The 14915-nt window shown below is 42.6% G+C and carries 10 protein-coding genes; 8 read left to right on the top strand and 2 right to left on the bottom strand.

The window, feature by feature from the left end; translation table 11 throughout:
* Positions 1 to 226 precede the first annotated feature (226 nt).
* From A391_RS0102200 to A391_RS0102210, 3 genes are read left to right on the top strand one after another with little or no spacing between them, the layout of a single operon-like run.
* Complete coding sequence (locus tag A391_RS0102200; RefSeq protein WP_029143932.1) at positions 227 to 694, top strand: DUF2269 family protein; 468 nt, start codon at positions 227 to 229, stop codon at positions 692 to 694.
* Complete coding sequence (locus tag A391_RS14095) at positions 691 to 1698, top strand: DUF4166 domain-containing protein (protein WP_019897002.1); 1008 nt, start codon at positions 691 to 693, stop codon at positions 1696 to 1698. Before A391_RS0102200 ends, A391_RS14095 begins: the two co-directional genes overlap by 4 nt.
* Positions 1698 to 2801 carry a saccharopine dehydrogenase family protein gene (locus tag A391_RS0102210; protein WP_019897003.1) on the top strand — a complete coding sequence of 368 codons (1104 nt, stop codon included), beginning with the start codon at positions 1698 to 1700 and terminating at the stop codon, positions 2799 to 2801. The genes A391_RS14095 and A391_RS0102210 overlap by 1 nt, the downstream gene beginning before the upstream one ends.
* A 157-nt stretch (positions 2802 to 2958) precedes the next feature.
* Here A391_RS0102210 and katG read toward each other — a convergent pair whose 3' ends face one another.
* The gene (katG, locus tag A391_RS0102215) at positions 2959 to 5148 is read right to left on the bottom strand and encodes a catalase/peroxidase HPI (protein WP_019897004.1); all 2190 of its coding nucleotides are present in this window, start codon (positions 5146 to 5148) and stop codon (positions 2959 to 2961) included.
* A gap of 153 nt (positions 5149 to 5301) precedes the next feature.
* Positions 5302 to 5910 (bottom strand): sigma-70 family RNA polymerase sigma factor, encoded by a 609-nt coding sequence (locus A391_RS0102220; RefSeq protein WP_019897005.1) that lies wholly within the window; start codon positions 5908 to 5910, stop codon positions 5302 to 5304.
* A 638-nt stretch (positions 5911 to 6548) separates the two neighbouring features.
* Here A391_RS0102220 and A391_RS0102225 point away from each other — a divergent pair.
* From A391_RS0102225 to aspS, 5 genes are all read left to right on the top strand, one after another.
* Complete coding sequence (locus tag A391_RS0102225) at positions 6549 to 10304, top strand: EAL domain-containing protein (protein WP_232416127.1); 3756 nt, start codon at positions 6549 to 6551, stop codon at positions 10302 to 10304.
* A gap of 536 nt (positions 10305 to 10840) precedes the next feature.
* A complete protein-coding gene (locus tag A391_RS0102230; RefSeq protein WP_019897007.1) occupies positions 10841 to 11935 on the top strand; it encodes a 3-deoxy-7-phosphoheptulonate synthase in 1095 nt (364 codons plus the stop codon).
* Positions 11936 to 12044: 109 nt separating this feature from the next.
* On the top strand, positions 12045 to 12329 hold the full coding sequence (locus A391_RS0102235) for an FmdB family zinc ribbon protein (protein WP_019897008.1): 285 nt from the start codon (positions 12045 to 12047) through the stop codon (positions 12327 to 12329).
* 24 nt (positions 12330 to 12353) lie between these two features.
* On the top strand, positions 12354 to 12980 hold the full coding sequence (locus A391_RS0102240; RefSeq protein WP_019897009.1) for a DUF502 domain-containing protein: 627 nt from the start codon (positions 12354 to 12356) through the stop codon (positions 12978 to 12980).
* 3 nt (positions 12981 to 12983) lie between these two features.
* Positions 12984 to 14771: an aspartate--tRNA ligase gene (gene aspS / locus A391_RS0102245; protein WP_019897010.1), complete on the top strand. Its 1788-nt coding sequence runs from the start codon at positions 12984 to 12986 to the stop codon at positions 14769 to 14771.
* Positions 14772 to 14915 lie beyond the last annotated feature (144 nt).

The following is a 14915-nucleotide window of genomic DNA, read 5'->3' on the forward strand; positions in this document are numbered from 1 at the left end:
AAAAGTGTAAACAAACCCCATTAACCTGATAAGTTAATGGGGTTTTTCTTTTGTTTACATATTATTTGTCTTGGGATTGGGGTAGGTGATGCGTTGGCAGAGCAGGCTGGTGGGTGACAATAATCAGCACAGTTATCAACACTGGTTTTTCTGATTTATGACCAGGTTCATATAGTAGAAGATGGATATATACCATACCTTGCTTTTACATGATAATGACGTTTCAATGAACATATATCTTATCGTTAAAACCATTCATATCATTAGTTCTACAGTGCTATTCGGCACTGGACTTGGCATTGCTTTTTTTATGTTTCGTAGCTACTTTACTGATAATCTTCAAGAGAAGCTATATGCCGCAAAAGGTACAGTCATTGCAGACTATGTATTTACTTTCCCAGCGGTCATCACACAACTTGTCACTGGCGTATGGTTGGTTTGGAAAAGTGGTTATCATTGGACAGAGTTTTGGCTAACTGTCACTTATGCAATTTTCATTGCAGCTGGATTTTGCTGGTTACCCGTCGTTTGGATACAAGTTAGATTAAGAAATATTTTGCTTGAATGTGTAGAGAATAAAACAACTATTCCTAATCAATACGTTAAGCTTTTTAGAATATGGTTTCTACTTGGTTGGCCTGCATTTATAGGGTTAATCGTGGTATTTTTTATGATGGTGACGAAACCAATATGAATAAAGAAACTGTTGATAATGCTATCTGGTTTGTATATGACGGTAAGTGTCCATTATGTACGAACGCAGCGCTAGCCCTAAGAGTTCAGAAAAAGTATGGAAGTCTGCATCTTATAAATGCGCGTGAGGAAAAACCTCATTTCGTCTTACAAGAAATAAAAAAACGGAAATTGGACCTAGACGAAGGCATGATTATTTATGATGGTAGGCAGTTTTACCATGGGAAAACTGCGTTGTCTTTTATGGCCAAGTTCGGTGAAAACCAAGGTTTTTTTAATCTGATTAATAAAGCTTTATTTTGGTCTGAAAGCATTGCAAAAATCACCTACCCTTGGATGCGTGGATTAAGAAATCTATTACTTAATCGACTTCACATTCCCAAGATCGACAATCTAAATCTAAAGTCAGAACCGATATTTAAGGAAATTTTTGGGGATAGTTGGAGTGAGTTACCACCTGTCATGCAAAAGCACTATTTAAATCGACCTTATAGTGATGATATTAATGTTGTTAATGGACATCTAGATTTAATGTGCGCTGGTCCAGTTAAACTTCTAGCCCCCTTACTTTGGTTGACGGGTGGAATACCACCTATAAATGCACAGAATGTCCCTGTAACGGTACATTTTGAAAGCCATAAAAACTCAAAGGCTTTTACGTTCAACCGCATTTTCTACTTTGCAAATAGAAAACCTTATCGCTTTCAATCTCGTATGTTGCAACTAGACGGAAATAAGGTTGTAGAGTTGATGAAATTTGGCATAGGCTGGAAAACCAGTTTTCATTGGGAGGATGGTTGCGTTAAATTAAAGCATCAGGGCTACATTTTAAAACTTTTTGGCCATTACATCCCTATACCACTTACTCTGCTGATTGGTGAGGGCAATGCCTTGGAAAAACCTGTGGATGACAATACGTTTGACATGCAGGTTGATATAACTCATCCATGGTGGGGAAAAGTGTACGGATATGAAGGACGCTTTTACCTAAAGGGTGAGGATTGATGCAACGTGTCCTGGTTATTGGTGGCTATGGAAACTTTGGCAGTGTGATCTCAAAAACATTAGCCAAAGAGTCTGATATTCAAATTATTGTCGCAGGACGGTCTTTGCAAAAAGCCGAGTCCTTTATACAAACATTAGAGGCTAAAAACAAAGCAGAAGCGACTTTCATCGATATCAATAAAAACATTGCATCAGTGCTAAATGACATCAAACCTAATATTCTGATTCATACTTCAGGGCCATTTCAAGGCCAAAGTTATGATGTTGCAAAAGCCTGTATTCAAGCTGGCATTCACTACATAGATTTAGCTGATGGGCGTGACTTTGTTGAGGGAATTAGTAGTCTTCACTCGCTCGCAAAAGAGGCAAATATTTTGTTGATCAGTGGTGCAAGTTCAGTCCCCTGTTTAACTTCTGCATTAATAGACCACTATCATGATGAGTTTAAGTCGCTCGATGGTCTTGATTATGGAATTACGACAGCTCAAAAAACCACGCGCGGCTTAGCCACTACTGCTGCCATTTTAGGGTACACAGGCAAGAGCTTTCAAACAATTATCAATGGCGTACAAACAAAAATTTATGGGTGGCAGGGTCTGACAGTCAGAAAATACAAAAATCTTGGATGGAGGCTATTAGGTTATTGTGATGTGCCTGATTTAGCATTATTTCCAAAGCGCTATCCTTCATTAAAAAGTATTGGCTTTTATGCTGGCCTAGAACTTCCTTTCATTCATGTGACTCTTTGGGGTTTATCATGGTTGGTGCGTTTAGGCATTATTAAGCATTTAGAAAAATTCGCGCCTTTAATGCTGCGACTGTCATTTATGTTTGATTGGATAGGTTCTTCTAATAGCGCCTTTCACATGTCCTTATCAGGTAAGGGCCTCAACGGAGTCACCAATAAAACCATCACTTTTGAACTGCTTGCTAGATCAGGAGATGGCCCTAACATACCTTGTATGCCTGCCATCATCATGACTAAAAAACTGGCGAAGAATGATATCAATCAGCGTGGTGCTTTTCCATGTATCGGATTTATTAGTCGCGACGAATATTTGGATGAATTAAAGAACTTCGATATAAGTTGGCAGGAAAGTTAGATTTACCTAACCGCATTTAGTTACTTGAAACCGCGTGATTCGAATCCACTGTTTTCTGTATTTATCGCGAATGCTTAACATTAATAATGTTTGAGATAGATAAAACCTAGCCATGTACAACTCTGGCTAGGTCTTATCTTTAGCGATTAAATAGTGATTAACTCAAGTCAAAACGATCTGCATTCATCACTTTCGTCCATGCTTTAACAAAGTCTTGTACGAACTTCTCTTTTGCATCGTCTTGTGCATAAACTTCAGCATAAGAGCGAAGGATCGAGTTTGAGCCAAACACTAAATCTACTCTGGTTGCTGTCCATTTAATTGCGCCGGTTTTGCGATCACGAACTTCATAAAGGTTTTTACTAGCAGGCCTCCATAAGTAACTCATGTCAGTTAAGTTAACAAAGAAGTCGTTGCTTAATACACCTTCACGATCAGTGAATACGCCATGTTTAGAGCCGCCATGATTAGTGCCAAGTACGCGCATGCCTCCAATTAAAGCGGTCATTTCATAAGCGGTTAAGCCCATTAATTGCGTACGGTCCAGTAACATTTCTTCGGCAGACACAAGGTAATCATCTTTCAGCCAGTTGCGATAGCCGTCATGCAGTGGTTCGAGCACCGCAAATGATTCAGCATCTGTCATTTCGTCTGTAGCATCACCACGACCAGGCACAAATGGTACCGTGATATTCACGCCCGCATCTCGTGCAGCTTTTTCCACAGCAGCAGTGCCGCCTAGTACGATTAAATCGGCAATGCTTACTTTTTTGCTAAGATTTGCTTGTATGTCCTCTAATACACTTAGTACTTTTTGTAATCTAGCTGGCTCATTACCCACCCAGTCTTTTTGCGGTGTTAATCGAATGCGTCCACCATTGGCGCCACCGCGATAATCTGAACCACGGAATGTACGTGCACTATCCCAAGCGGTAGATACAAGCTCTGATGTGCTCAATCCACTGTTTAAGAGTTTGGCTTTGAGCTCCGCAACTTCCGCATCACTTAATGTGTAATCCACAGTAGGTACTGGATCTTGCCAAATCAGATCTTCTTTTGGCACATCTGAACCTAAATAACGGCTCTTCGGACCTAAGTCACGGTGTGTTAACTTAAACCACGCGCGTGCAAAAACTTCTGAGAAGTACGCCTGATTTTTATGGAAACGCTCAGAAATCTCTCTGTAGATTGGGTCTTTAATCATCGCCATGTCAGCATCTGTCATGATGGGGTTATAGCGAATAGATGGGTCTTCCACATCGACAGGTTTATCCTCTTCCTTAATGCTAACGGGTTCCCACTGCCATGCACCTGCAGGGCTTTTTTTGAGTTCCCACTCATGGTTAAGCAACATGTCAAAATAACCGTTGTCCCACTTGGTTGGGTGTGTCGTCCATGCTCCCTCAATGCCACTTGTCACAGTGTCACGACCCACGCCGCGTCTAGTGTGATTGTTCCAGCCGAAACCTTGCTCGTGTAACTCTGCGTCTTCTGGACTAGGCCCTAAATTAGCAGCAGTCCCGTTGCCATGCGCTTTACCCACAGTGTGTCCGCCAGCAGTCAATGCAACGGTTTCTTCATCATCCATGGCCATGCGTGCAAAGGTTACGCGGATGTCTTGCGCTGTTTTTAATGGGTCTGGATTACCATCGACCCCTTCAGGGTTCACATAAATCAGGCCCATCATCACAGCTGCTAAAGGGTTTTGTAAATCGCGCTCACCAGAATAGCGGCTACCTTCAGATCCTGTTTTGGCTAGCCACTCTTTTTCAGAGCCCCAGTAGATGTCTTTTTCTGGATGCCAAATATCAGCACGACCACCTGCAAACCCATAGCTTTTTAAGCCCATAGACTCGTATGCCATCGTCCCTGCCAATACAATTAAATCTGCCCATGACAATTTATTGCCATATTTCTTTTTGATTGGCCAGAGTAAACGGCGTGCTTTATCTAAGTTAACATTGTCTGGCCAACTGTTTAATGGTGCGAAACGTTGGCTTCCCGTGCCTGCGCCTCCGCGACCGTCTGCAATACGATAAGTGCCAGCAGCGTGCCAAGCCATACGAATCATCAGGCCACCATAGTGGCCCCAGTCCGCTGGCCACCAATCTTGGCTGTTTGTCATGAGTGCTTTCAAGTCATTTTTAACAGCACCCAAATCTAATTTTTTAAATTCTTCAGCGTAATTAAAGTGTTCGCCCATCGGATTAGTTTTAGTATCGTGCTGGTGCAAAATGTCCAGATTCAGTGCTTTAGGCCACCAATCTGTACTTGATAAACCAGTTGCCTTGTTGCCGCCATGCATTACTGGACATTTTCCTGATGTAGAAGATGGTTTGTTATCCATGATAAAACTCCTTTTCATTTTGGTGAATAATAGGCATTTTAATTAGTGGTGATCATATTACTCTGATTTTTAATTCCACTAAATTCGATGCGATGTTGCGAGTAAAGTTGCTAATTTATAAAGAGTGCTACAGCATAAGAACAATGGATGGTGTTACCAACGTTGTCCTTGTTTTACGTTTAATAAAGGTTTAATTTTTTCTGAAATAATATTTCTCGCTCTGAATATTCTGGATCGCGTAGTGCCTATGGGACAATCCATTGTGAGTGAAATTTGCTCATAAGATAGTCCATCGATTTCTCTTAAAGTGATTGCTAACTTTAACTCTGATGGCAATGCTTCAATCGAATCGTTGACTGTCTTTGCAATTTGCTTGTTACTCAACTCACTTTCTGGCGTCTCGGGGCTATACAAATTTGATGCTGTACTTAAATTATCTAAATCTTCAGACTCAATTGAGCAGTCAATTTGAGGGCTATGCTTTTTATCATAGAGATAGCTTCTTGCTGTATTTAAGCCAATTTTATAGAGCCAAGTGTAGAACGCACTGTCACCTCTAAAATTAGCGATTGAGCGATAAGCTTTAATGAATGATTCTTGTACAAGATCTTCAACAATCGATTGGTTTTTGATGATACGTAGAATAACTCGATACAACTTATTCTGGTATTTCTCTACGAGCAAGCCAAAAGCATGTGCGTCACCTAATTGGCTAAGCATCACCAATTGTTCATCTATTAATTTTCCGTTAGCAATATTCACGTTATCCCCTATGCCCCAACATTGAATTTTCTTCAAAACCTTTTTTACTTACTTTTTGCCTTAGGTGCTCTTATAAAAATTACACGATCACAATAAGAGGTTGAGTTCATTATAGAGTGATGCTTTTATTTGTGAAGTTAATGTTTCTGATTGTTTTGATAAGTAAAATAAATCAATGTGCTTATGTAGCATTTCCTCATGAGGCTTGATTAATATGAATTGTGCTAGGTGATTGGTGATATATGTTTTTGTTGGCTTTTGGATTGCGGCAGATGATGATTAAGTATGGTGGGTGTTATTGCTGTAATGAGAGGTCTTTAATGTATCAATAGCCCTGAAGTTTTTATTGATAAACGTAACTAAGTTTGTTAAATTAGGTACATCGTTTGAACGGATGTTCAAAGCAGAATTATCAAAGTAGCATGCTAGGTGAGTGGGGTCTCGAAGCCGCCTCCAAGGGTTTTGTTATTGTTTCAATCAATGATAAAACAAGAATTCCTTATAAGGGGCTGTTTTTATGTACCGCGCGCTTCATGAAGTCATCAATACGCATGCTCAGCATCAGCAACTTTTAGTTGCCCTGTCTTTGCAAGTTTTTATTCTATCTACCTTGGCATTAAGCCTCTTTAGGTAATATTTTGAAATTCGATTTCAAAAAAATCTTAGCAACTCTCCATCAAAGGACATGGATGTCGGTGTTGGTGCTGACCTCTGTATTCTCCGTTTTTGGCTACTATGTTTATACCGAAAAGCAGTTGGATGATGCCTACGAGGCACGCTATGTTTCTTATCAGTTAGTCGGTCAGTTGAGGCAGACTTCGGATGACCTTACTAGGATGGTTCGCTCATATGTCTTAACAGGTGATGAGCGATATAAAGTTTACTTCCAGAACATTTTAGATATTCGTAATGGCGATATCCCCCTTCCTGATGGTTACTTCAACTCATACTGGGATATGGTGATTGTAGGTAAGCTACCAGCACCCTCTCAAGATGGGAAAGGGGTCGCCCTTTTGGAGATGATGCATGCGGCTGGTTTTACGAAGGAAGAGTTAGATAAGCTTGGTTCAGCCAAAAAGCACTCAGATGAGTTAACCGCGCTAGAGTTTGAGGCAATGCGTCTTGTAGAGTCAGCGACGACAGATATCGATGCGAATAGATTAAAAGCAGCTCAGATGCTGCTGGTTAATCAATATCATCAGGCAAAGTCTGAAATTATGAAGCCGATTAATGAGACTTTCTTAATGATGGATCGTCGCACCTTAAATGCGGTGAATCATGCTAAAACGGTATCTTCTATTTTTCGCGCTATATTTGTTTTTGTTTCGTTGTGGGCCCTATTTTTTATGTGGCGAGCTTACCGAGCACTACGCTTAACATTGGGTGCCAGTGCAGGTGAGATTCATCAGCATATTTCCAGAATTGGTGGCGGTGATTTCTCTATGCCAATAAAAATCACACCGGAACAGAGTAAAAGTGTCATTGCTGAGTTGGCGAAAATGCAAGATTTACTTCACTCGCACGATGTAGAGCGTACCCTCGCTGAACAAAATTTACGGTTGAATAAAAAGCTTTTGGTAGAAGCGCAACACATTGCCCAAGTTGGGAGTTGGTCATTAGATTGGCAGGCGGGTGACTTGGTCTGGAGCGATGAGATTTTCCATCTCTTTGAGATTGATGAGCATCAGTTTTCTGCCAACTATGAAGCGTTTTTGAGTGTCGTGCATCCGTTGGATCGTGCAGAGGTAGAGCGTATATTTAAAGCATCGTTGGCTAACCATGAGTCCTATGATATTACACACCGATTACTTTTAGCCGACGGTTCAATTAAGTGGGTACATGAGCGAGGCACTTCAGATTATGATGCTGAAGGTAATCCTGTCTACTCTCGGGGTACTGTGCAAGATGTGACTGGCCGTCATTACACTGAAGCGCTGATGCGTAAAACCGAGAGTTACCTGACTAATATTCTTAACTCAGTAGAAGAAGTCATTTGGACAGCTAGTGCGCCAGATTTTAAAATAAACCATGTGAATGCAGCGATAGTAAAGCTTTGTGGTTTGTCCCAACAGGATTTGATTGAGGATGACAGCTCGTGGATGAATCTGATTCATACTGATGATCGTGTTAAAGCTCGGCTAGCGATGAGTTCTGTTTTTGGCATAGGAAGAGTCGAGATTGAATATCGTATTGTGCTAGCGGATGGATCTGTTCGTTGGGTATCGGATCGTCGGCATTTGATTTATGGCGAGCAGGGAGATCCTGCAGAGCTGGTCTGTGTTATTCGTGATGAAACCGATAAAAGGCTAGCTGCTAATGCAGACCGGGAGAGTAAAGAGCGCGTTATTCAAATGTTGGAGACCAGTCCAATTGCTGTCCGTATCGCTACTTCCGCAGGAGATAAGGTGCTGTTTGCGAATAAGCGTTATACCGAGTTGATTAATTGCTCTCCAGACACTGTGATGGGACGAAATCCTAAGCTTTATTATGCTGACCCGCTACAGTACGAAGCACTTTTAGCGCAGGTAAATAGCGGTCATTCTGTTAATGATAAATTGATTCAATTAATTGTTGAGAATAAAGGCCCTGTATGGGTAATCGCCTCTTATCGGCCGGTACACTACGAAGGCAGTCCTGCCATGTTGGGTTGGTTTTACGACGTCACAGATTTAAGGCAGGCACAAGATGCTTTGTTGCTCAGTGAAACGCTCGCTAAGCAGTCGCTTGAAGAATTAAAGTATCAGAAATATGCATTAGATAAGCACGCAATAGTTGCGGTGACCGACGTCAAAGGACGTATTACTTACGCTAATGATAAGTTCAGTGAGATTAGCGGTTACTCTGTAGAGGAGCTTATTGGTCAAGACCATGCAATCCTCAATTCAGGCTATCACCCTAAAGGCTATTTTAAAGAGATGTATCGGGTAGTGGCAAATGGCCAAGTTTGGCATGATGAAGTATGCAACCGCGCTAAAGATGGTCACTTGTACTGGGTAGACACAACCATCGCACCTTTTATTGGTGAAGATGGTAAGCCGCAAAGCTATATCTCTATTCGCACTGACATTACCCAGCGTAAGGCCGCAGAAGATAAAAGTAATTATTTAGCACTTTATGACACGCTGACCAACCTCCCTAACAGGCGGTTATTGTTAGATCGTTTAAATCAAGCGTTGGCTTCTGCTGCGCGAAGTGTGCGAAACGGTGCGTTACTGTTTTTAGATCTAGATCATTTTAAAACACTAAATGATACCCTAGGGCATGATGTGGGCGACTTGTTATTGCAACAGGTTGCAGAACGTCTAACGGCTTGTGTGAGAGAGGGTGATACCGTTGCTCGCCTAGGAGGGGATGAGTTTGTTGTAATTCTTGAGGCCCTAAGTGAGCATGACGTTGAAGCTGCCACTCAAGCTGAAACAATAGGTGAAAAAATCATTGGGAAGTTTATTCAGCCATATCAGTTTAAAGGGTATGAGTATCACATCACTTCCAGCATAGGTATCACGTTATTTGGTAAAAACAACCTGAAGTCTGATGAGTTGTTGAAGCAGGCAGATATTGCTATGTATCAGGCCAAGAAGCTGGGACGAAATGCGCTGAGCTTTTTTGACCCAAAAATGCAGGAAGGTATTCAGGCGCGCGTTGATATGGAGCATGAACTACGCAAAGCGCTGGATAAAAATGAATTCCAATTGTTTTATCAAATGCAGGTAGATGTTGCTGATCGACCAGTAGGTGCAGAAGCCTTAATTCGTTGGATACATCCAGAGCGGGGATTGATTCCGCCGAATGAATTTATCCTGGTTGCTGAGGAAACTGGGATGATTTTGGCCATCGGCGAGTGGGTGATTGATGCTGCTTGCGCACAACTTAAATGTTGGGAAACTGATGAAAAAGCACGTAACTTGACACTTTCAGTAAATGTGAGTGCTAAGCAGTTTCATCAGGTGGATTTTGTTGAGCAAATTAAGGCGGCAGTCTCACGTCATGCAGTAAACCCAATGTTGCTAAAACTGGAGTTGACTGAAAGCGCGCTTTTGGATCATGTTGAAGATACCATCGCAATCATGAATGCATTAAAAGATGTTGGTGTTAGATTCTCGCTTGATGACTTTGGTACTGGGTATTCGTCGCTTCAATATCTCAGGCTGTTGCCTCTTTATCAACTGAAGATAGACCGTTCATTTGTACAAGATATTGCAGGCAAGGGGAGCGACCAAGCGATTGTACGCACCATTATTGCGATGGCACATACTTTAAACTTAAATGTGATTGCAGAAGGGGTTGAAACCCAAGTGCAGCAAGGCATACTGTTAGATAGCGGCTGCGTGCATTATCAAGGCTATTTGTTCAGTAAACCTTTGCCTGTTGATGTATTTGAGCGATTGCTTTAAAGCTCATAATCTTGCTGTGCTTGATTGGTGGAGATTGATTTGCTTCACTTGAGTTTTGCTGGGCTCAAGTTGATTGCGCCTGAGTGATGCCTAACAGCGATGTAAAACAGAGCCGCGCTGTAAAGTCAGCGTCGCTGTCTTGACATTTTTAATCTCCACGACTTTGTCTTCAGAAAGTACCGTAAATACCACTAAGTTGTATCAACTGAGCTTTAAAGTGTTAAAATTGCACAAGACGATTGGTTTTAAAGACAAAAAAGCAAAAAATTGTTTAAAATTTTGCTCAATATTCATCAGTGCCTACTGATTGTTACGTAGTGCATATGAATTTTTATTTTTGCTAGATGCTTGTGTTGGATTGGCTATTTAGCTAGTTTAGTAGTTGCGCTAAATGGCTGATAAAGTTTGGCGAGTGCCTTGATCGGCAGCTGCCTCAATCGTTTTATTGTTGATAAGCCCGCGATATACGGGCTTTGTTGTTTCTGATTTTTGATTTTTGTTGCACCAAATCTTGTTGCAGCAAATGAGTTATCTAAATGAGCCCTATCCAAAAAATTATTACTGATGATGTGCGCATCATCGAAATCAAAGAGCTGACGCTACCGTCTGTGCTGTTGGATAAACTTGAGCCCAGTACTGCCACGACAGATAGAATCGTTAAAACACGTACGGATATTCATCGTATCTTACATAGTGCAAATGACCGTCTGTTAGTGGTGATTGGGCCGTGTTCTATTCATGATTATGATGCAGGGATTGAATACGCAAAGCGCCTGTTAACGCAATATCACAAACATATTAATGAGTTGTTGATTGTGATGCGTGTGTATTTTGAAAAGCCACGCACCACGGTTGGTTGGAAAGGCTTAATTAACGATCCGCATTTGGATGGTAGCTTCAATATCAATGCCGGTTTAGAGTTGGCTAGACGGTTTTTGCTGGAAGTGAATGAGCTGGGTTTGCCAGCAGCGACTGAGTTCTTAGATACGATTACGCCACAATATACGGCAGACTTAGTGAGTTGGGGTGCGATCGGTGCGCGCACGACTGAGTCGCAGATTCATCGGGAGTTAGCGTCTGGCTTATCTTGCCCGGTTGGTTTTAAAAATGGCACAGATGGCAATATTCGTATTGCTGTCGATGCAATTAAAGCTGCCGCAAGTCCTCATCACTTTTTATCTGTGACTAAAGAAGGCCGTTCAGCCATTATTTCTACGACAGGTAATGAAGACTGTCATGTGATTTTGCGCGGTGGTAAAACGCCTAATTATGATGCAGCAAGCGTAGACGCTGCCGCGGTTGAGTTGGCGCAGTCGGGCCTAAATGCCAAAGTAATGATTGATTGCTCACATGCTAACAGTCAGCGCCAATATCAGTTGCAAGCACAAGTGGCGGCAAACGTAGCCGAGCAGTTAAATGCTGGCGATGACCGTATCATGGGCTTAATGATTGAATCGCATCTACATGCTGGGCGTCAGGACCATGCGCCAGGTTGCGAATTGACTTATGGCCAGTCGATTACTGATGCTTGCTTGGGATGGGAAGAGACATTGCCCTTACTGGATATGCTCGCTGAAAGTGTGAAGGCTCGTCGCCTTAGAAATCAGCAAGATGACGACGCGGATGAGTAAATATTCATCTGCTTGATTGGTTAAATCTGGGTGGCGTGGCCTCAATAAAATTGAGACAGATTCAGGTATAATCGCGGGTTATTTAACGTATTGAGAGAGGTGATTTTATATGCCTATTTACGATTATCAATGTAGTAGCTGCGGACACAAAGCAGAGGTGATGCGCAAAGTGAGTGCTGCAAGTGTAGAAGCTTGCCCACAGTGCGCTAAAGAGACTTTTGCTAAGCAAGTGTCTGCACCGAGTTTTCAGTTAACTGGCAGTGGCTGGTATGCGACTGACTTCAAAGGTGGTGCGAGTAAGACAGCTAAACCAGCTGACTCAGCCACCTCTGAATCGGCTAGTGAGTCAAGCGCTGCACCAACTGCTTGCGCTACGGGTTGTGCGTGCCACTAGGCGCGGTTGAATGACTCAACGTTAATGAAAAAATACTTTATTACAGGCTTGTTAGTGTTAGTGCCATTGGTGATTACCATCTGGGTGCTAAAGTCATTCATCGGTGTGATGGATCAAAGCCTGTTGCTGTTACCAGAAGCTTGGCATCCACATACCTTTTTAGGTCGTGATATTCCGGGCATTGGTGCGATTTTAACGGTGCTGATCGTGTTGACCACAGGGTTGATTGCGACCAATTTTTTTGGCATGCAGCTCATCATTCTCTGGGAAAAGCTGCTTAATCACCTACCTGTGGTGAAGTCGATTTACTCTAGCGTCAAGCAGGTGTCTGATACTTTATTTTCAGATTCTGGTAATGCGTTTCGTCAGGCTGTACTAGTGCAGTTTCCGCGAGAGGGTGCGTGGACAATTGCTTTTGTGACGGGCACACCAGGCGGCGATGTGGCGAATCATCTGCAAGGCGATTACGTTAGCGTGTTTGTGCCAACCACACCAAACCCGACGGGCGGTTATTTTTTGATGATGCCTAAAGCTGACGTGATAGCGCTCGAAATGACGGTAGATGAAGCACTGAAGTATATTATTTCTATGGGTGTGGTTGCGCCTGTAAACAAGATTCCAAAACTTTTAACTCAATATCCAAACAATTAAATTATGATGCGTACACATTACTGCGGCCATTTAAACCGCGAACACATTGGTCAAACTGTCACATTATGTGGTTGGGCGCATCGTCGCCGTGACCACGGTGGTGTTATTTTTATTGATTTGCGTGACCGTGAAGGTTTGGCGCAAATCGTGATTGACCCTGATACCAAAGACGCATTTGCGATTGCGGAAACTGTACGCAGTGAGTTTGTACTAAAAGTGGTGTGTAAAGTGCGTGCGCGCCCAGAAGGCACAGTTAACCCAAACTTACCTACGGGTGAAGTGGAAATGCTAGCGACTGAGATTGAGGTATTAAACCCATCACTCACGCCACCGTTCATGTTGGATGATGAAAACCTGACTGAAACCGTGCGTTTAGAGCACCGCTATATTGATTTGCGCCGCCCTGCGATGCAAAAAAACATGATGTTGCGTTATCGCGTGGCTAAAACCTTGCGTGACTACTTGGATGTGAACGGCTTCATTGAAGTTGAAACACCAATGCTGACACGTAGCACACCAGAAGGCGCGCGTGATTACCTAGTACCTAGCCGTGTGCATCATGGTCAGTTCTTTGCGCTGCCACAATCACCACAATTGTTTAAACAATTGTTGATGGTGTCTGGCTTTGACCGCTACTTCCAAATTACTAAATGTTTCCGTGATGAAGACTTGCGTGCTGATCGTCAGCCAGAATTCACACAAGTGGATATTGAAACATCGTTTATGGAAGAAAACGATATTATGGATTTGGTGGAAGAAATGATTCGCCAAATGCTGAAAAAAGTCCAAAACGTAGAGTTACCAGCTCAATTCCCACGTATGCCATTTGCTGAAGCAATGAGCCGCTACGGTTCAGATAAGCCAGATATGCGCGTGACCTTAGAAATCACTGAGCTTTCAGATGTGATGAAAGATGTAGATTTTAAAGTATTTGCGGGTGCTGCCAATATGGCAGGTGGGCGTGTGGCAGCCTTACGCGTGCCTAACGGCGCGGCAATTAGCCGTTCTGAAATTGATGCCTACACAGAGTTCGTAAAAATCTACGGTGCTAAAGGTTTGGCTTACATCAAGATTAACGACATCACTAAATTGAACGAAGAAGGCTTGCAAAGCCCGATTGTTAAAAATATTCATGTCACAGCGTTACAAGCGATTATTGACCGCACTGGCGCACAAAATGGCGATATCGTGTTCTTTGGTGCAGATAAAACTAAAGTAGTGAATGAAGCTTTAGGTGCGTTGCGCCTTAAAGTTGGTCACGATAAAGGCCATGTAGATGGCCGCGCATGGGCGCCATTGTGGGTAGTTGATTTCCCAATGTTCGAACATGATGAAGAAGCTGATCGTTGGGTGGCATTACACCATCCGTTCACTGCACCAAAAGATGGTCACGAAGACTTGTTAGCCACTAACCCAGGTGCGTGTTTATCAAAAGCTTATGACATGGTCTTAAACGGATGGGAAGTAGGTGGCGGTTCTGTGCGTATCCATCAGCAAGAAGTGCAATCTAAAGTGTTCGATGCTCTAAAAATAAGCCGTGAAGAAGCGCAAGAGAAGTTTGGTTTCTTGTTAGACGCATTGCAATACGGTGCGCCTCCGCACGGTGGTTTGGCATTCGGTTTAGACCGTTTGGTCACATTGATGGCAGGTGCAGAATCTATTCGTGATGTCATCGCATTCCCGAAAACACAACGTGCTCAGTGCTTGATGACCAATGCGCCGAATGAAGTGGATGAGAAGCAGTTGCGTGAATTACATATTCGCGTTCGCTCACAAACGCCAGCGGCGTAAAATGCACTCGCTTTACGATAACGTCGTTACATCCGCTTGCCGTACTTTCGTACTGTCTACGCGTATGTGCCTAGTGCTCGTATCGCGAGTTGCACTTTAAAATGATTGAAGTGTAGTTTCTAAACTCAGATGGTTAGTCTTAAC

This window comes from Methylotenera mobilis 13 (assembly GCF_000384255.1).
Classification (GTDB): Bacteria; Pseudomonadota; Gammaproteobacteria; order Burkholderiales; family Methylophilaceae; genus Methylotenera; species Methylotenera mobilis_B.

What these genes read in the sequence shown, in the direction of transcription:
- A391_RS0102200 (WP_029143932.1), top strand. Translation starts at nt 227, where the DNA reads ATGAACATATATCTTATCGTTAAAACCATTCATATCATTAGTTCTACA.
- A391_RS14095 (WP_019897002.1), top strand. Translation starts at nt 691, where the DNA reads ATGAATAAAGAAACTGTTGATAATGCTATCTGGTTTGTATATGACGGT.
- A391_RS0102210 (WP_019897003.1), top strand. Translation starts at nt 1,698, where the DNA reads ATGCAACGTGTCCTGGTTATTGGTGGCTATGGAAACTTTGGCAGTGTG.
- katG (WP_019897004.1), bottom strand. Translation starts at nt 5,148, where the DNA reads ATGGATAACAAACCATCTTCTACATCAGGAAAATGTCCAGTAATGCAT.
- A391_RS0102230 (WP_019897007.1), top strand. Translation starts at nt 10,841, where the DNA reads ATGAGCCCTATCCAAAAAATTATTACTGATGATGTGCGCATCATCGAA.
- A391_RS0102235 (WP_019897008.1), top strand. Translation starts at nt 12,045, where the DNA reads ATGCCTATTTACGATTATCAATGTAGTAGCTGCGGACACAAAGCAGAG.
- A391_RS0102240 (WP_019897009.1), top strand. Translation starts at nt 12,354, where the DNA reads ATGAAAAAATACTTTATTACAGGCTTGTTAGTGTTAGTGCCATTGGTG.
- aspS (WP_019897010.1), top strand. Translation starts at nt 12,984, where the DNA reads ATGATGCGTACACATTACTGCGGCCATTTAAACCGCGAACACATTGGT.